Origin of the sequence: Spiroplasma endosymbiont of Colias croceus, from assembly GCF_964020095.1 — a bacterium.
GTDB lineage: Bacteria > Bacillota_I > Bacilli_A > Mycoplasmatales > VBWQ01 > Spiroplasma_E.
The window spans coordinates 1,857,486-1,877,440 of sequence record NZ_OZ026536.1 but is presented as its reverse complement, the minus strand read 5'-3'; the positions used below and the strand labels follow the sequence as shown (position 1 = coordinate 1,877,440).

The 19,955-nt window shown below is 23.4% G+C and carries 17 protein-coding genes and 1 pseudogene; 8 read left to right on the top strand and 10 right to left on the bottom strand.

Translation table 4 applies throughout. The annotated features are described in order from the left end of the window. Window positions 1-4: 4 nt before the first annotated feature. Genes AACL24_RS11605 through AACL24_RS11570 form a run of 8 tightly spaced genes read right to left on the bottom strand, consistent with a single transcriptional unit; the run spans window position 5 to window position 6,692 of the window. Window positions 5-1,873 carry a hypothetical protein gene (locus AACL24_RS11605; protein WP_339046849.1) on the bottom strand — a complete coding sequence of 623 codons (1,869 nt, stop codon included), beginning with the start codon at window positions 1,871-1,873 and terminating at the stop codon, window positions 5-7. 43 nt (window positions 1,874-1,916) lie between these two features. Beyond that, a complete protein-coding gene (locus AACL24_RS11600; RefSeq protein ID WP_174480417.1) occupies window positions 1,917-2,258 on the bottom strand; it encodes a hypothetical protein in 342 nt (113 codons plus the stop codon). Window positions 2,259-2,261: 3 nt separating this feature from the next. Continuing rightward, a complete protein-coding gene (locus tag AACL24_RS11595; RefSeq protein ID WP_339046848.1) occupies window positions 2,262-2,816 on the bottom strand; it encodes a hypothetical protein in 555 nt (184 codons plus the stop codon). Continuing rightward, complete coding sequence (locus AACL24_RS11590; RefSeq protein ID WP_339046847.1) at window positions 2,817-3,728, bottom strand: hypothetical protein; 912 nt, start codon at window positions 3,726-3,728, stop codon at window positions 2,817-2,819. After that, window positions 3,728-4,558, bottom strand: a complete 831-nt coding sequence (locus tag AACL24_RS11585; RefSeq protein ID WP_339046846.1) for a hypothetical protein — start codon at window positions 4,556-4,558, stop codon at window positions 3,728-3,730. Before AACL24_RS11585 ends, AACL24_RS11590 begins: the two co-directional genes overlap by 1 nt. Then, window positions 4,527-4,811, bottom strand: coding sequence for a hypothetical protein (locus AACL24_RS11580; RefSeq protein WP_339046845.1), 285 nt, complete (start codon window positions 4,809-4,811; stop codon window positions 4,527-4,529). The genes AACL24_RS11585 and AACL24_RS11580 overlap by 32 nt, the downstream gene beginning before the upstream one ends. Before the next feature lie 2 nt (window positions 4,812-4,813). Beyond that, a complete protein-coding gene (locus tag AACL24_RS11575; RefSeq protein ID WP_339046844.1) occupies window positions 4,814-6,148 on the bottom strand; it encodes a hypothetical protein in 1,335 nt (444 codons plus the stop codon). Window positions 6,149-6,176: 28 nt separating this feature from the next. Continuing rightward, on the bottom strand, window positions 6,177-6,692 hold the full coding sequence (locus tag AACL24_RS11570; protein ID WP_339046843.1) for a hypothetical protein: 516 nt from the start codon (window positions 6,690-6,692) through the stop codon (window positions 6,177-6,179). 161 nt (window positions 6,693-6,853) lie between these two features. Here AACL24_RS11570 and AACL24_RS11565 point away from each other — a divergent pair, with 161 nt between their 5' ends. Together AACL24_RS11565 and AACL24_RS11560 are read left to right on the top strand one after the other, a co-directional pair. Next, entirely contained in the window at window positions 6,854-7,951 is a 1,098-nt protein-coding gene (locus AACL24_RS11565; RefSeq protein ID WP_339046842.1) for a hypothetical protein, read from the top strand. A 403-nt stretch (window positions 7,952-8,354) separates the two neighbouring features. Further along, window positions 8,355-9,890, top strand: a complete 1,536-nt coding sequence (locus AACL24_RS11560; protein WP_339046841.1) for an ABC-F family ATP-binding cassette domain-containing protein — start codon at window positions 8,355-8,357, stop codon at window positions 9,888-9,890. A 32-nt stretch (window positions 9,891-9,922) separates the two neighbouring features. On the opposite strand, the gene AACL24_RS11555 is transcribed toward AACL24_RS11560, so the two are convergent. Then, on the bottom strand, window positions 9,923-10,195 hold the full coding sequence (locus AACL24_RS11555; RefSeq protein WP_338987746.1) for a hypothetical protein: 273 nt from the start codon (window positions 10,193-10,195) through the stop codon (window positions 9,923-9,925). A 210-nt stretch (window positions 10,196-10,405) separates the two neighbouring features. Beyond that, entirely contained in the window at window positions 10,406-12,529 is a 2,124-nt protein-coding gene (locus AACL24_RS11550; protein ID WP_339046840.1) for a hypothetical protein, read from the bottom strand. Between the two features lie 261 nt (window positions 12,530-12,790). Here AACL24_RS11550 and AACL24_RS11545 point away from each other — a divergent pair, with 261 nt between their 5' ends. From AACL24_RS11545 to AACL24_RS11525, 6 genes and pseudogenes are all read left to right on the top strand, one after another. Then, window positions 12,791-13,231 carry a transposase family protein gene (locus AACL24_RS11545; protein ID WP_339046839.1) on the top strand — a complete coding sequence of 147 codons (441 nt, stop codon included), beginning with the start codon at window positions 12,791-12,793 and terminating at the stop codon, window positions 13,229-13,231. Next, window positions 13,228-13,449 carry a hypothetical protein gene (locus tag AACL24_RS15610; RefSeq protein WP_422398098.1) on the top strand — a complete coding sequence of 74 codons (222 nt, stop codon included), beginning with the start codon at window positions 13,228-13,230 and terminating at the stop codon, window positions 13,447-13,449. Before AACL24_RS11545 ends, AACL24_RS15610 begins: the two co-directional genes overlap by 4 nt. 40 nt (window positions 13,450-13,489) lie before the next feature. Then, window positions 13,490-13,912: a transposase family protein gene (locus AACL24_RS11540; RefSeq protein ID WP_339045912.1), complete on the top strand. Its 423-nt coding sequence runs from the start codon at window positions 13,490-13,492 to the stop codon at window positions 13,910-13,912. A gap of 23 nt (window positions 13,913-13,935) precedes the next feature. Further along, entirely contained in the window at window positions 13,936-14,343 is a 408-nt protein-coding gene (locus tag AACL24_RS11535) for a transposase family protein (RefSeq protein WP_339045908.1), read from the top strand. A gap of 199 nt (window positions 14,344-14,542) precedes the next feature. Beyond that, window positions 14,543-14,782, top strand: a pseudogene (locus AACL24_RS11530) (transposase family protein); the annotation flags it as partial. Between the two features lie 331 nt (window positions 14,783-15,113). Beyond that, the gene (locus AACL24_RS11525) at window positions 15,114-19,841 is read left to right on the top strand and encodes an ABC transporter permease (protein ID WP_339046838.1); all 4,728 of its coding nucleotides are present in this window, start codon (window positions 15,114-15,116) and stop codon (window positions 19,839-19,841) included. The last annotated feature ends 114 nt before the right edge of the window (window positions 19,842-19,955 follow it).

The window sequence follows — 19,955 nt, the reverse complement described above, 5'->3', positions numbered from 1 at the left end:
AATATTATTCCTGTAATTCTTCTAATTTTAAAAGTTGGCCATATCTTGTAGGGTCACTAACAATAGCGATTGTATCATTTTGCATTTGTAAAGAAATTATTATTCTCTCATTAACTTTATCTCAATATAATGTTTGAACATCAGTATTCAACTCACCATATAAAAATTCTTTACACATAAAAGCAAATTTCTTATTACTTGATTGATTTTCAAAATTATAATAAATTTTATATTTAGTATTTGATTTAAAAGTATATTTAATATGATTTATATTTATTTTTGTTCCTACTTCTTTTCATTGTGGAATACTTGGAGTTGGTGTATTTTTTAATTCAATATCTCAAATATTTTCTTCTATTTCATTTGTAGTTAAACTACCAGACCTTATTTGTAATTTTGATTTAATATCAACTTTAATAGTATCTTGTAATTCTTCTAATGAAAATATATTCCCATATTGTTTATTTTCTCCAATAATAATTAATTGACTTTTTCTATTAACAGTTCCTAATTTAATAATTAATGAAGCATCTTCATTATCAATTTTACCTTTAACAAGCATATAATCTCCACCTATATGAGTAGAACTAGATTTAAATTCTATTTTTAGTTTTACACTTGTTTGATTAAAAGGTGGTTTATCTCATGTTATAAATGCTCTATAATATTTATTAAAACTAAGAGCAAAATCTTCTCATGTACGATTATCAAGACTTTTACCTATTATTTTTCAATTTTCTTTATCTTGTTTTTTATCAATATTAATTTTATTTTCATTAATAGCACCAACAATAGTTTTATTACTAGTTTCTAAAGTAGGAATTTCTTGACCAATAGCATTCATAGAAAAAGCAATTGGAAATTGTGATTTTGTATCTTCTAATTTTTTATCTACTTCTTCTTTTTTATAATAATCTGATAAATCTGCACTTCCACCAGTAGCACTAATAGTATTAGTTTTTTCATCAATCTTAATATTTTCACCAGCAGTTAATTTATTTTGTTTTTTATCTAATAAAGTATCAACATATACTTTATTTGTAGAATCAGTTTCAAAAGTAGGTGTACCAACATCAATAATTCTTTTATCATTAGCAGAAATACCTTTATCATCTTTTGAATTAATAAAATTAGGATTATCTTTATTAACTTCTCATAATGAATTACCACCAATAGCACTAATAACTTTCTTTTCTTGAGTTTCTTTACCATCAACTAATTTCATAGTATCATTACTAAAATATTTAGTAAATAATTCAAGTGTTGTTAAATTATCTATTGATTTAATACCCCTAGTATCAATATAAAGTACTGAACCCATAATATTTTTTGGATGACTAATAGTAATTTCAGTTCTAGGGTCTGATGATTTTAAATTAAGAGTTTGTAAATAAATTTCTCATGGATTTTGTTCACCACCATTACCCATAAATTTTTTAAATCAATTTTGTTTAGGTGAAACATTAAGATTAAAACCTTGCATAGTTGGATATTCATTTATTTCTTTTAAATAATTAAATACTTGTGGAACAATATAATAAGGTTCTTCTGGATTATTTTGTGAATAAGTAATACCACCTTGACCAATACTTGCTTGACCACGTGCATATTCAACACCTTTACCTAATAAAAAATTAACATAATGAGTAGTTGCTGTTTGTATATTTTCAGTAAATTTTGTTGGATTTATTTCTGGTCATTTTTTTGAAATAGTAAAACCACTTAAAAAATCAATATTACTACTTGCAATTTCTATTGCATATCTAATTTCACTATCTGGTGTTGTAACTTCATCAAATAATGATTTATTAAATCCTTTTCAATTTTTAAATTCTTCAATTGTAATAAACATTAATGGGTCTTTAATAGCCATAATAATTTACTCCTTAATGTAAAATAAAGGGTATTTAAACCCTTTAAATTTTAAATTTAGTTACTTTTTTCTTATCTTTTTCAGATAATTCTTTCTTTTTAGATTTTTGTGCTATTACAAAATTATCTATTTGTTCTTGTTCTACATTAAAACTATCAAGTAATTTAGCAGTTGATGTAGTTTCTAATTGTAATTGAGAATTTATTTGTTTAATATTTGCTTTAATAAATTCTAATTCTTTATTATTTTTTAATTCTTTTGCTAAATTAGATTGTTTTGATTTTTTAATAAATTTTGATAAAAATAATAAAACAATAGTAACAATTACTCCACTAGCAACTGCTCCACTTAATACTGCTGATATTACTGTTGTAGATAAATTCATTTTTTATTCCTCCAATTGTATTTTATTTGAATGTTGTTTACATAAAAGACATTCTTTTTTATGTTTTTTAATTTCTTTATATTGATATATTAAATAAGGACTTGTAATTATTATTGGAATAGCTATTAATAAATATTTAATTAATTTTCCATAATTACCTAATTTAGTTATAAGATTTAATCCAATATGACCAAACATAGGAAATAAGGTTAATATTAAATGGTCAGGTCAAGTAAAATTATATTGATTAGTTTGATTATCAATAATTAAATTAGTTATTGGATGAGTATAATTACCTATTCCCATTGATATTGGTATTTTAGGTATTAATCAAGGTGTTATTGTAAAAAATAATGTTATAAACATACCAAGACTATGACTAGTTATTTTTAAAATATTTGATATTAAAATTTTAATTTTATCTATATGAGTACTATTTTTATTAAATCAAATCTTATTTAATCTTTTATATTCTTTATTATCTTTACTTAATCGATTAATAGTATTTCATATACCAATTAGTTTAATTGGTTTATCTAATTCAATAATAATTACCACCTACTTTCATGTTTTATAAAAATTAGAATTTTGTTTAATTTTTATATATTTTCTTGTATGTAAAGAATTTTTTAATAATTGTTTTCTTTCATATCTTCATTGTGTACTTCCAATTTCATTTTTAGATAAAGTTTTATATTCTTTTAATTTAAAAAAACCTTTTTCTAATCTATTAATAAAATGCATAGTTTTTTGAACATTAATATTATTTGGATAAATTACACTAGTATCTTGTGAACCATAATATTTACCTTTTTTAGCTAATTCACTTTTAACATATTTTCTTAATTGACTTGGTAATCATTTTCTATTTCAAAATTTTCAAAATATTGTTCCAGCACCAGAACCATTTTTACCTTTTGCTTGTGTCATTAATATTCATATTTCTTGTGGAAATGTTGGATAAGTATATGGACCATATCATATTTGTCTTTTATCATTATCACTTTGAAATAATGTTGTTAAAGTTCCAATTTTTAAATTTTTATTATCAACAATAAATCTACCTTTTTTAAATCATGAACTTGATAATACTTCTCATGCATTATTTGGTATTTCTTCTTCATTTTCTTTAAATAAATTATCAAATTTATTTACATAATTTTTAACAGTTCTAATTTCTGTTGGTATAATAGAATTTTTAAAACTATTTATTGGATTTTTAAATTTATTAATTTCATTTTGTAATATAGATAATTCACTTGGTTTTAATATACTTGTTAATTTTTTAAGTATATTTGGATTAAAAACACTATATGGTTGATGTATTTCTTTTTCACTAATATTTTCACTATCAAATACTGCTTTTAATGATTGATTTTTATAATAAGTTTTTAAAGCATTTATTAATGCTAATTTAATATCATTACTTACTAAAGCATTATATATTCATTCAATAATTAAAGGATTCATTATAAACTCATGTGATTATAATCTCAATTTAATGAAGCATTATCCTGATTTAATTGTACTTCGCTCATATTATCACTACCATATTGACTAGTTGTCTCACTATTAATTGAAAATCTATTATCATTAATTAATCTTGCAGTTTCATTATTAAATGGTGTTTCTTGCATTTCTTCAATATGATTTGTAGTTTCCATAGGTAGTAAATTATGAATAATTTTAGAAGCACCAGCAATTATGGTAGGTACTGCATAAGCATTATTAAAATCGTTATTAATACCCATTGCTACACCACTACTAATCAAACATCCACCAGTTGCCATATTACAAATTTTTCTTATTGCTTCAAATTTATTAGGTATTAACTCAGTTAATCCACTAATAAGATTTGATATACCATAAGCATTTAAACTAATATATGTATCTCAATCCATTAAATGATTATCAGTGCTATTATTACTAAATAATAAATCATCTGGAAAAGGATTAACTGGTGTTGTACTTGGAAATGGATTAGGAGTTGGATTAGGATTAATATTTATATTAGTAAATTTAGCATAATTAACTAAACCAATTGTTCCTAATCCTAATGCTATTTTTTTAGAACTATTAATTAATTTAGTTTTTGTACTTGGCATTTGATTTAAACTTCATATATCTAAACCTAATTTTTTACCAAATAATAAACTATTAATTGAACCTAATACTGGATTTCCTATAAGTTGACCATAATAAGCGCTTGTACCAATCATTGCTGATAATGGACTAATTGAAGAACGAATTATTTTTAATAAAGTATAATTATTTGATTGTACAATGGTGTCATTTGGCATTTTCATTAACTCCTTTTACATTAGTTTGTTTTTCTATTTTAATTATTACTTTACCTTCACAATGTATATTATCTCCTACACATATAGCATAACTATCATGTACATCACTAACAATAAAATAATCATTTCTTAATTTAGGATATTCATCTAATAAAATTGCTCTAATATCATTACTAGTAGTTAAATCTTCTGGTTTTGGTGAATAAATAGTAATATGTGCTTTTTCATTAAAATATTTATAAATATATTCCATAATTATTTTTTAGAAAATTTTAATTCTATTTCTTCAATATAATCTTTATCATTACCAGTCATAGTAGCACTTATTGATGTAATATTACTAAATGTTGCTTTACCTTTTTCATAACCATTATTACCAGCATTTATTATTGCAGTTTCTAATTCATCATTAGTTGGTGTATCACCAGCCATTTTAATTTTTCCTAAATTTTTAAAATAAATTAAATCATTTAAACTAATTCTAAAATCATCAAAATCAGCAATTTTAAATGTTACTGGTGCTTTTTCTCTTTTTTCTGGAGTTAATTTAATTCAATTAGTTCAACAATGTTTTTGTGCTTCTTTAATTTCATCAACAGTTGGCATTTTTTCCATAATAATAAATGATAATCAACCACGAATTGCTGTTGTTATACCATAAAGTGCTTTACCTAATGTTTTTTGATTTAATGTATTATTATCAATTAAATTTACTATTTTTTGAAAACTATTAGGTTGTGCAAATGCATTTTTATGTACAAAAACTCCTAATACTTTTTTTAAATCAAATGTTTTTTCTAAATGTAAACCAGTTTTAGTATCTTTAACCATATCTTTATTTAAAAACATATGTTTATATAAATACATACCAAATACTGATTGTTTATATAATTGACCACTTGCTACAGTATCAGCAGCAATTTGACCATAATTTAATCTTAAATATGCTTTTGTTAATTGTAACATTGGAGTAAATCCTAATGCACCAATAAAATCACTTACATTTGTACCAATTTCAGTTTCAGTTATATTTCCTAATAATTCATTCATTTTATCACCAATTTGATAAAATGCTGATTTTGCTGTATCTTCTGTCATTTCTAACATATTAATAGGAATTACTTGTGATTTAGCAATACAATAATCTTTAATACCTTGTAAAAAAATACATTCTTGAATAAATAAATAATTTCTTAATGCACTTTCTGCTCATATTGATAACATATTTGCTTTTAATGGAATTGGACTTGACATAAATCTATTCATATCAAAATCTTCAGTTCTTCAATCAATAACTAATATTTGGTCTAAAATAACACTAGTTGTTCTTAATGTTGTTCATTGTTTATTTGTTCCAACTTCAACATCATATTTTGAACCTCAACGTAAACGTTCAGCAATACGATAATATGCTTCTACTGCTCCAGGTATTTCACTTATTTGTTCTGCAACTGCACTTGCTTTTAAAAACATCATACTTTCATCATTATAAAGTATACCTTTTACTTGTGCTTCCATAGCAGTTAACATTGCTTTATTTCCATTATTACCACCAGTAATTAAACCAGTTGGAACTTGTGGAATAGCCATAATATCTCTCCTTTTGAGAAATATTTAATTATTTACTAAATAAAAATTCTAAAAATTTAATCATTTCTTGTTTAGTTTTTGCACCAACAACTTCTGTATTTTTTAATAATTCTTCATTTTTAGATGTAATATTATTATCTAATTCAAAAAGTGTTTTTGGATTAAAAAACTCTTGTTTAGATTCTTCATTTTTAATAATTTCTTGTTTTTTAATTTCTTTATTATGTAAATTATTATTAAATATTTCTGCATAATCTTCTTTTATTTTATTTAAAGCAGAATGTTTATCAAGTTCTTTATATTCAGTATTAATTAATGATTTAACTATTTTTAATTGTTTATCATTAAAACCATTAAATAATTCTTTTTCTTGATATTCATTAACTTTATTTTCATATTCTTTTAATTTTGTTTCATATTCATTTATTTTTGGTTCTAATTCAGTTTTAGTATTTTTATAAACAAAATTTCGGTGTTGTTCTAATAAATTTTCTAATTCTTCATTAGTATAATTTTTATTTTTATCTCAGTTAAAGTTTTCCATATTTAACTCCTAAACTCACAGAATGGCTACTGTTTCCTTAATATTAATTATATCATTTTTATCCTTTAAAATAAAGAAAAAAACCTATATTTATTATAGGTTTCTAATCATTATTTTCTATTTTTCTTGGTTCACAAATATTAATAATTATATTACTTTGTATGTTATTATCTTCTTCATTAATATCAAATTCATTAGGATGAGATTTTAATCAATGAGTATTACTATCTGAAAAACTTGATAACTATCAACATAAAATAAATCATGAAAAACAAATGTTATTAGATTATGATAATAAAATATTAAAATATGATAATGATTGATTTTTAAATCAATATGATAGAAGTAAATATAAAGTAATAAAACGTAGAAAACATTTAATAAAAAGTGAATTTGGAATATCTTATTTACCATTAAGAACATATAAAAATAAATTAACAAATGAAATTATAACTCCAACAAGAACATATATTGATATTGATAAATATAAAAATTATACAAATTGAGTTAATAAATTAATAATATTAAATGCAGATTTAAATAATATTACATATCCTATAATTAAACATAATTTAAAAATAGATATATCTTTATCAACTATTTGTAGAAGAGTAAAGAAAACTATTATATTTGTTCAAGAATTACCACAAGAAAAAATAAAAATATTACCAACTGATTATATTTATATTCAATCAGATGAATCTTATAATAATTTAATTGATAATAAGAAAAAAATAAAATTTAGGCATAGAACAGTAAGTATTAGTACTGGTTTTGATTTAAATAAATCTACTGATAATAGACATGTTTTAGAAAATAAATATATTTTTGTTATTTCAACTAGAAAAGGTCAAAGAATTACTAAAAAAGAATTTGCTAAATCTATAATAACTAATTTAGATAATATTTTTATTGGTTATACTAATGAAAATTTAAAATTAACTGGTGATGGTGCAACTTATCTTAAATCTACTGCTAATTATTTAAAAATTGATTATGCTGTAGATAAATGACATCCATTACAAAAATTAAAACAAGTATTTATTGTAGGAAAAGGTAAAAGAACAAAAGAAAATAATAAAAAAGGTATTGAAAATCAAAATGCTATTTGAAATATTGGTTGTAGTGCTGAAAGTGATGTTTATCATTTAATAAAATCAATATCTAATAATAATGCAAAAATTTATTCAAAAGAAGCATTTTTTAATTTATTAAAATTAAAACAAGCAAGAATTAATAAATTAAAAGTGTTTGTTTAAATTTATAAAATTTAATAAATCTAAACCTAAATAGTTAGGAATTTTTATTTTATAAAATTTAATAAAATCTATATTAAGACTTGACATTAACCCTATTTAGGGTTATAATATTTATAATAATTAATAATTTATTTTATCTTTTATTTAAAGAAAATTAAATTATATCCACATTTGAAATACGTTCAAATTTGATGCAAAGAGTATTAATAATATTCCAATTTCAGCTAATACTTGAAATAAAGTAAAATGTTTATTTCAACATAATTAATAAGTTAACAATTTTGTTGATAATAATAAAATTTTAATCTATAAAATTAATACTATTTTCTCTTTTCTCTTATTTTATGGCTAATATTCATGTTATTATTACTAAGTAATTAAAAAAATATTAATGAGGTATAAGATGAGTATTGTCACAATTGAGAATTTAACACATGCTAATGGTGGAAAAGTTTTGTATAAAAACGCCACTTTACAAATTAATAAAGGTGAACATGTGGCATTAATTGGTATGAATGGTGTTGGTAAAACAACATTATTAAATATTATTAATGGAACAGTATCTGCAGATCATATTAATTTAAATATTCATCCTAAAATTAAAATTGGCTATTTGGATCAACATCAAGAGGTTAATTTAGAATTAACAGTTTTACAATATTTGCGTGAAAGTTATCAAAAACTTTTTGAACGTGAACAACAAATGGAAAACTTATATGCAGAAATGGCTAATAATTATAATGAAGAGTTATTAACGAAAGCAATGAAAATTCAAGATGAATTGACACACCAAGGATTTGATACTATTAGTAAAAAAATTGGTCTTTTAGTTGATGGATTGGGTATTAATTTACAGCTTTTAGAACAAACTTTAGGTAGTTTAAGTGGTGGTCAAAGAGCAAAAGTGTTATTAGCAAAATTATTATTAAATGAAGATGATTTTTTATTACTTGATGAACCAACTAATTTTTTGGATATTGAACAAATTAATTGATTAGCTAAGTTTTTACAAAATTACCCTAGTGCATTTTTATTGGTGTCACATGATCGTAATTTTATTAATACAACATGTAATATTATTTTTGATATTGATAATTATATGATTACTCGTTATGTTGGTAATTTTGAAAGTTTTTTAGAACAAAAAAGTTTACATCATCGTCAATATGAATCAGCATATTCAAATCAAAAGAAATTAATTGAAAAATTAAAAACTTATATTAGTAAAAATGCAGCACGTGCTTCAACTGCTAAAAGTGCTGAATCAAGAAGAAAACAATTATCTAAAATTAATGTTTTAGAAAAACAGCAAATGCAGTCTCCTCCAAAGTTTTATTTTAAGTATTATAAAACAACGAGTTCAATTGCTGTGCAAGCTAAAAACCTTGAAATAGGTTATCATAAACCATTAATTAAGCCACTTACTTTTGTTATTAAGACTGGTAGTAAGTGAGTTGTTAAAGGGTATAATGGAATTGGTAAAACTACTTTCTTGCAAACATTAGCCGGTAATATTCCAGCACTTGCTGGAAATATTAATTTAGATGATCGAATGCAAGTAGCATATTTTCATCAGACTGAAGTAATGACTAGTACTACTCCATTTAATTATTTAAAAGAGTTAGATATTAAATTAAATGATGTTGAGATTAGAAGAATTTTAGCAAGTTTTGGCTTGCGTAGTAATTTAGTAATGAAACCAATGAACTTACTTTCTGGTGGTGAACAAACTAAGGTTAGATTAGCAGCATTGGCATTAAAACCTTACAACTTATTAATTTTAGATGAACCAACTAATCATATTGATGTTTTAGCTAAAGAGTCTTTATTAAAAGCATTGCAAGAATTTGAAGGCACTGTATTATTGACAACTCATGATACTAATTTTAATAATAGTTGAGTTGATGGTGTTTTAGATTTTGAAAAATTAACAAATTAGTGAAATTAAAATAGTTATTTTTAATATTTAAATTATCCTTTACGATTACGGTCGTCACGGTCTCGTCTGCTAAATCCACCACTGTTTCCTCAACTAGAATCACCACGGTCAGAACGTGGTCTAAAGTTTCCACGATCAGAAGAATTTCTATCCCCTTGTGTTCTTGCTCCACGTTCAGCAAAACGTTTTTCACGTTCTTCTGTGATTTTTACAAGTGTTGTTAAAGTTGCATTAATAGTAATTACTGTTTCTTTTAAAACTTTAATTTCTTCTAATAATGCTTCGATTGTTTGATTGTTTTCCATTAACAATGCCTCTTCTTTCTGGCGCCTAATTGATAAATCTGATAATAATATCTGATATAATGAGATTAATAAGCACTTAATTAAGTATAGCATTAAAATTAAAATTGTATAGTATATAGTCATATATTTTATAGTTAAAAATAATTATTATTATGATAACTATAATTTTTTATTAAATATCTAGTAAATAATATTATTAAAATTAGTTTTTTATTTTACTAAAGTAATACTTTTAAATTTAAAAGTACGTATACCTTGAAAATCAATTAAATTTTCAATATCAATAGCAGTGATAATAAAATGATATGTAGTGTTTTTAATTTTATATGTAAAATCATATTTTAAATTAATTGTTTCAATATTATTGATGGTAGTTTTAGTCATAGTAATATTAGAAGTATTACCTATTTTTTTATTAATGCCGGTTGTGTTATCAGCATCAAAATAAACTTCATAGTTATCTTTAATTCATTGATTATTATTAGTAGTAATAATATTTTTAATTCCTAATTTATGACTTTCATCAGTAGTACCAAGTAATAAATTTAAGATATTATTTAGTTGACTGTGTGGTTCAAGCATAGTTTTTTGTAAAATATCCAGTATTGAACCTTGAGTAAAAGTTGGATATTCTGGATCATCTTTATTAATGTGTCCACTTAATGATTTATATAATTCTTCGACATCGGTTGCTGTTACATCACTTTTATTAATTATGTTTTTTAGAGTAACAATAGTATCATTTTTAAAAATTATTAAGAGACCAGTAGTATTATTAAATAAAAAATTCTCTAAATCTTGTAAATCAATATTAATACCTTCATTACCTGGATATTGTTCTGAAATTTTGGTAATTAGATCAGTAATACTAGTAATAATGTTTTTAACACTATCTGTATTAATTGCTTTGATAATGGTATCAATTAATGGACTAGGATCATATGCACTATCACCAATAAGCCCGCCTAAGGTTAAATTTGCTGATATAGGTAAAAGACCAATTTTAACTTTTAAATTAAGTTTAACATCATAAAGAAATGTATCGAAACCACGAGTTTCTGCTGTAGTTTTACCAAATACGGTTAGAAGTATTTGTTTTAATTTTTCTGGTTGGCTAATTAAAGATTTTATAGTATTGATAATATCAAGTAAATTATAGCTACCAGCACTTGGCTTTGATGAATAACCATTACCAATTGTTAAATTTTTAACACCTTCAGTAATATCGGGCATATCTAATATTCATTTTTTAATAACCGGAATAATTGCTTCAATAATTGTTAAGATATAAAGTGGGTTAGTTAAAAGATAGGGAAAGTATTTTTCAATATCAGCAAAAAATCCTTTATCATCAATTTGAACATCCGGTGGATTTATACAATTAACAGTTATATATTCTGAAAGAATATTACCTAAATACCTTGGAGTTTTACCATCTTTACCAAAAATTTTATTGTCTTCACTCATTTTTCAAAACAAGTAATTAATTAAAGTGCCACCATGATATAAATCATAATCTTGTTTTGATTTTCAATTTTCAACTTTATGACCAGGAAATTGACCAAAACTTGGACTTATTTTTCATTCTCCATCATCATTTCAAGCGCTATAAGGTTGACCACTATCATCTTTTCAATTATTCATAAACTTAGTTAATGTTTCTTCATCAGTGGGTGTCGAAGTTTGTTGATCAGATCAACTGCCATTGACTAAATTACCAAATATTCTAGTTAGCGGATTTAAAAAATTAGAACCATAGTTATTAATTAAATTGGCAACTAATTGTAATCCAGCTGGTAAAGTGCTTAAGTCACCTTGTAATGATTTTAAAAAACTAGAAATGGGGTCCATACCAGCACCTACAACTATATTTTCTAATTGTGGGTTAGCCATAATTGATATAGTTCTAATATAATCAAGTGATGAAAAAATATCATTAACTTGTTTTTTACTATTGATGGTTTTAGTTAATTCACCTGTTCCAGAAGCTTTAAAAAAAATATCAGGATCAAAATTATTTACATCAATTTTTCGATTTTCCCCTCAACGTGTTTGTAAATCACCTCAATTATCTAAACTAGTATTTTTAGTTAAATTATTAATACTATTATTTTTAATTTTTCCCATAATATCATCATTAGTACTACTAGTATCAGCACCTAACTCTTTTGACATAACCATACTTTTAATTAAAGCAGAAGTTTGGTCAGCAAAACTTTTAGCGATACTATTAGTTACACGGTTAACATAAAAATTAAAGGTACAAGCTGATAGAGGTAAAATAGTGGCACTTGCTATTAAGATAATTCCTAACTTGGTAAATACTTTTTTCATAGCAGTTCTCCTTAAATAAAGTGTTATTTTTGTCAATTTTATTTTACTAAAATTTAATACATTTAACTCTGAAAATAATTAAATTCATTTCTTACAAATTGTATCATTAGTTATTTTAATTTTAAAATTTATTTAAATAAACCATTTAAATATGGTAATATATCAAACAGAGAAAAATTAAACATTAGACTTCTTGCAAAACCTATCTATTAAAAATTTAATTTTTAAAATAAAATTAAAAATAAAAAAGATAGGTAATCTATGATGTTTGATAAATTAAAAACTATTAACAATCCAGAATTATTAAGATTAACTGGTATAAATGATATTATTTTTAATAAAATTCTAAAAATTTTAAAGACAGAAGAAGTAAAAAAGTTTAAAAATGGTGGTACACCTAATAAATTATCATTAGAAAATCGTTTATTAATGACTTTAGAATATTGAAGAGAGTATCGAACTTATTTTCATATTGCTAAAAGTTATGGAATTAGTGAAAGTAGTTGCTATAGGAATATCAAGTGAATAGAAAATATTTTAATAAAACATCCTGATTTTCAACAACTTGATGGGCAAAAATCACTGTTAAATAATAATTTTAAAGATAAAACAGTTATCATTGATGTGACTGAAAGTACTATTCAACGCCCAAAAAAAGTCAAAAACAATATTATTCAGGAAAAAAGAAAAAACATACAATAAAAACTCAAGTCATAATTGAAAAAGATAGTAAAAAAATTATAAGTTCTTATTTTTCTTATGGTAAAAATCATGATTTTAAAATTTTAAAAAATTCAAAAACGAAATTTTTATCAGAAACAACTATTTTAGTAGATTTAGGATATCAAGGTATACAAAAGACATATTCCGTAATTAAATTTTTTAAAAGTCAATTAATAATTTTAAAATTTATTTTATAATTTTGTTATTAACAATAAATTTAGAAAAGTGTTGATAAAAATGATTTTTGAAAATTTAAAAAAATTAAAAAATGAAGAATTTTATAGATATTTTGGTATAAAACGTTTTCATTTTAATGAAATGTTAGAAAAATTAATTGAAATAGAAAAATTAGAAAAAAATAAAGGTCGAAAAAATAAACTTTCAGTAGAAGAAAGATTAATGATGACTTTATTATACTGAAAAGAATATTATACTTTTTTTCAAATGAGTATTAAATCTAAAATGAGCCCATCAAGTTGTTTTCGAAATATTACTTGAGTAGAAAATAAACTTAGTAACCACAAAGATTACCAATTTTTAAAAGAAAGATATAAATTAAAAATTGATAAAAAACAAGAAAATTCAAATGAATTTCAATTTTATTTAATTGATTCAACTGAGATTGAAATTGAAAGACCAACTAAAAAAAACTACAGTTAGAATATTTTTCTGGTAAAAGTTGAATGTATTCTATAAAATTTCAAATTGTATATGATTTTTTTAATAAAAAAATTGTTGATATTTTTGCTGATAATGGTAAAGTGCATGATTTTCAAATATTAAAAAATTCAAATCTTGAATTTTCAGAAAAAACAATAATTATTGGTGATTTAGGATATCAAGGTATACAAAATATTTATAAAAATACAATAATACCAATTAAAAGAACTAAAAATAAAAAATTAACTAAACAAGAAAGAAAATACAATAAGATTGTATCTAAAATTAGAATTAAAGTTGAACATGTCTTTGCTTGATTGAAAAGATTCAAAATTTTAGTAAATAAATGTAGAAAATCTAAATTTAGACTTATGTACTTAAGATTTAACTTACTTTGTGAAATTTTTAATAAAATAAAACCATTAAAATAAAAAAAAATATTAAAAATATTTTTTTAAAATTTAAATTTTTATCGAGTTAATATAAAAATATTATTAACAATTTTTTGTTTAAAATGTAAACTCATTTTTTAAACTATTTTTTCAAAAAATATTTATTTCTATATTCAATAACACTAAATAGTTTTAAAACAATTTTATTGACAATTAATTAAATTTAATTACGGAATATGTCCAAAACATACATAAAAATGTCTTATTACCTAAACGAAAATCAAAGAAAAACCCTTTAACTAAAGAAGAAAAGAAAAATAATAAGGCTATTTCAAAAATGAGAGTTGTTATTGAACATGTTTTTGCGATTCTTAAAAAATTTAAAATTATTAGTGAAAAATATCGAAATAGAAGAAAAAAATTTGCATTAAGATTTAATTTAATAGCTTCAATTTATAATTTACAATTATTAATTTAAATATATTTGATAATTTAATATTTTATTTTTTTATTTGAAATAATAATTTTTGTTGTATTTTAATGACAAAAAATAAAACATATTTTGAACAATAATTTTTAAAAAATATTAAAAGTGTTATTAAAATAAATTTTTAAACTTAAAAAATGTGATTAATATCATAGTTTTGCAAGAAGTCTATTATAAAAACTATCTATTATTTATTTTAAAATTATCCTATATATTAATTTTGTATAAGTGTGATATTATTAATCCATATGTGAAGTTAATAATTAAAATTAAATGCAAAATTTATGCAAAATTTTAATTTCAGGAATTAGGGAGAACTGTAATGGCAAGGTTAAATAAACGCGAAAAAGCGAATGATAAAAAAATGGTGTCTACTAATAAGAAAGCAAAAAAAAGTTTATTTAAGAATGCGTTACTATTAAAGCAGACTTTAGTTGCTACATGAAAAAGTAAATTACAATTAGTTATTTTATTATTACTTACTGCTTTTGCAACTTCGTTGGTTACTGGAAGTTGAATTTCGTACGTTAGAATGATTGAAAGAAGCAATCAATTAGGATTAAATGATCTTAAGTTTGATGCTGTTTTACCTTATTCACCAGTGTCGCAAGGTATTAAACAAATTGCTAATCAAGCTTTTAGTTTAAAGTTAGGTCGATTTTATGTTCAAAATGGAACTGATAGTAAAAGTACTAAAGCGCTTTATTTTGATGATACAAAAATAGGCACAGATCAAGAAATCCTACCAATCACTAAAGATAACTTAACTATTGATTATACTCGTGATAATACAGGTAATATTACTGGGTTTAATGATATAAGATGAACAACCCCAGATAATCCTTTAATTTTTAATTTGAATAATAATAATGTTAAAGCAAGCATCTATGGTCAATTATTATTAAAGTCAAAAAATGCTGCTAATGAGAATTTAAAAAACCATTTTAAAACAGCAGCAGATGATTTATATCGTGATGTTTTTTTAAAAAAAACAGCACCCAATATTCTTCAATCTATTAATACTTTTATTAAGGAATGGATTACAAAACATTCAACAGAACCGATATTAAAGGAGACTGATAATGATAAAGTTACCACTTGAATTTTAGAAAATAAAATAAATTTTAGATCTTCTTCTAATGATGCTACTATTCCTGATAGTGTTAATTTACAAGATCAAACAGAAAGAAATGAACTTTTTATTAAAGTAGTTAAGGAAACTGAAATTGATCCAAGATTAGATAATGAGTATGGTATGAATGGTCAATGAATGAGAATTTATCGTAATTTTTCTGCAACAGAATCAGATAGTAACATTTATACTAATTTTACTAATACTTCTATTGGTTATCATTCACCTTTTAACTATAATATGATTAGTGATGGCACTGAAAGAGACGCTTTTTCTTCATATTTAATTCGTGCGGTTGCAGCATTACAAATGCGTGATTTATATGTTCGTAATCAATTTACTGCCAGTGCTGGAGTAATTAATAATACTCAAATTAATACTAAAATTATTGATATTGGTTTACCTAATGCTTTAAATCATACTAATCTAAAAGTATTTGAAGGTGTTGCACCAACAAGTAAAAATGAAATAGTTATTACGCCACAATATGCAAGAAAAAATAAAAGTAATAAAGCGTATAAACCAGGCGATCATATTAATATTAATGGTACTGACTTTATTGTTAGTGGTATTGGTGGTGATGCTTATGATATTTATCCAACGATTAGTGACTTAGATCCAATTCCCAATACAAGAACTGAATTTATTGCTTATGTTACACCTTCAGCATGAAATGATGGAAATTGATATAAGACAGCAGATAAAACTGATAATACTTTAATGTATTTTACAAAATGAAATAATGTTCCTAAAAATAGTATTCATGAATTTGATGTTGATTTATTTAATGATTTTTTTCAAAAAACAATATTTAGTGATAATGGTGTTAGTGATTTAAATCAATATGATTATAATAAGTATTTAGTTGAGAAATATGGTAATACAGTTCCAACACCACAATCTTCTTCTACATATCTTATTAATCCAAATCCTGTAGTTACAAGTAGTAATAGTCAGTTTTCGCTTTATAATAGTAAAGAAAAGATATTTAATTCAGCAATAATTGGATTTTTATTTGCAGCAATAGCAGGAGTATTATTTTTACTAACGGTTGTTATTTTTATTACTACTTTAATTGTTAAAAAAGCAATCCAACATGGACAAGTTTCAATGGGTATTTTAAAATCAATAGGTTATAAAACATGACAAATTACGATTTCTTATTTGGCATATCCATTATTAACACTATTAATTGCAATTCCAATTGGCTGAATTGTTGGTCTTGTAATTCAGGTATATTTAACTGAGATTTTTAATACTTTATTTGTTTTACCATATAATGTTTTTAACTTTGATGTTGTTCCATTATTTATTTCAATTGTTTTAATTATTGGTTTTATTACAATTGTTACTTTATTAACTGCCTTTCGTCTTTTAAAACGTGATCCTTTATTTTTAATTAAAAAAGATAGTGATTTAGCTTTAGGTGTTCCTAAAAGTAGAGCTAGCAAGTTTTTACAAAATAATTTTCGTCTTCGTTTTTTATTATCATTATCAAAAACTAGTTGAAAAAAAATTTTAGTTACTTCGGGAGTTATTACTTTAGCTTCACTTTCAATTGTAGCAACAACACTAGTTCCTGCCACTATTAATAGTTTAAAAGTTAATTATTTCAAAACTCAAAAATATAAAAATTATTATGAGTATCAAACACCAATGCCGAATATGCCAATGAGTAAATATGGATTATATTCATGAGATTTTTTTAATCGACCAAGCGGTGAGAAATATTATCCAACTTATGGTGCTATGCCTTGACCTGAAGATAAAATTGTTTATGATGAGAAAAAGGCACGTGTTGGATGATATAATCCATTATTGTTTAAAAAAGAAAAATTAACTAATAATTTTGCTGATATTTTTACTTTTGATTCATCTTTTCCTGAATCTGAAAGAGCAGAGTTTATAAAAAAAATGTCCTCTTATTATCAAGAACAATCAACAGGGACATTAGATCTTAATGATTTAGTTTGATCATATAGTTGATTAGGTGGCAAAGCCTTTAGTAATCAGTTAATAACTGATTTAAGTAAAGAAGATAATACACCATCAAAAATATTTTCATATAATATTGTTAATTTTGCAAGTGGCCAATTACCTAATATTTTGCAAGTTCACAATCCTGGAGTGCCACCTGGTTCAGAGGCAATTAAAGAAATTTTAAAGCAAGTATTACCAGGCTTTGTTCGTCAGAGTATTGATAGTTTGCCAAGACCTAATATTAAAGAAGATCCTTATGATTATTTTAGTATTGGTCATAATACTATTGCTTTTAATCCAAAAACTACTAATAATGGTGATATTAATGGACCAGATGAAGAATTAGTAACACAGTTTAAAGTTGGTGTTGATGAAAGTACAAAAATTGCTAAAAAAGAACTAATGGATGTTATTGGTATTAATCCCAATACTGCGATGTTGGTATTAAAAAATGATGAAGTTAAAGCTTTAAAATATAATGCTAATGCTAATGCTATTCCAATGGTTATCAATCGTGCTTTTCAATCTAAATTTGGATTAGATGTTGGTTCACAATTTAGTGGTGTACCACAAGTTAATACTCTATGTTATAAAAATATTGATGGTAAAAGTATTCCTTTACCAAAAGAAAATTGATATTACGGTGAAACACCACCAACAGATTCTTATACTACAAATGGTGGCATTTGATCAAAAAGTGGAACAAAATGAAATTATCGTGGTGATCAAAAAATAAAATTATCTGATAATAGTAAAGAATATAGTGATATCCACGGCACTAGGTATAATGGTATGTATGATGAAAAAGGACAACCAATTATAAATAATGAACCTAGTACTTGAAATAATGTTAATGATATTTGATTAAAATTGCCTTCTGATATTAGTGATAGTGCTAAAAGTGGTAAAATTCCAACAGCTGATAATGCTAAAACAATTGATTTTGATTTATCACGTATTTCCGATTCAACAGGTGAATGAATTAGACTTTTTTCATATGATTTGGTAAAGCCATATAATGGATTTGATCCTAAAGATCCATTAAGTATTTTATTAAACCGCCCAGCAGAATGATTTATGGGAATGGTTAATAATAATATTTTAACTAAAGAAAATAATATTAATGCTGATAGTTTACAAGCAGATATTAAAAATAACATGCCAACATGATGAAAAAATATTACGGGTAATGATAATCCACTTCATACATATCAAGTTGTGGGAGTTCAAGATTCTTATGATACTCCTAAAGCCTATGTTGATCAAAAATGAGCTAATGAAATTATGGGTTATAGTTATATTGATGATAATCCTTATTATTCAGGAACGGATGTATTTCAATGATTTAATGGTAAGTTAAGTGCTAATGCTAATGTTTTTGATTTAATTGGAAGAATGAGTTTTAAATCAAATTTAGATGATTATACTATTTATGCAACCACTAGTTTAAGTGGTAATCAAAATATACCAATGGTCAAAAAAAATTATTTATTATCAAGACAACAAGCAATGCTTACTAAAATGTCAGATATTGCTTTCAGTGCTAGTGCTTTATTTATTGTGACAACGATTATTTGTTCAATATTAATTGTTATTATGATTACTGATTTATTTACCGATCAATTTCGTCGTTTTATGGCTCATATGAAAGCAGAAGGATATACTAATTGAGAAATTAATTCTTTTACTTTAGGTATTTTTACACCTTGAGCATTACTTGGTTATATTGTAGGATTTGCTCTAGGTTTCCTTGCTATTTATGGTTTAATTTCTATTCTTACTAGTTTTGTTGGTGTGGCTTTACCATTTACAATAACATGATGAATATTACCAGTAAGTTTTACCATAATTGGTGGTATATATATATCAACATTTATTATCAATAATCATGAATTAAATAAAATGAATTTAATTGAATTATTAAAATCTGATGAATAAAATAAAGTTTACTAAAGAATGTTTGGTAAATTTAAATATTTAAATTTACCAAATTAATAGTCAAATATGTATACTTTATTTGAAAACTAAATATAGTTTTTAACTCATTACTTT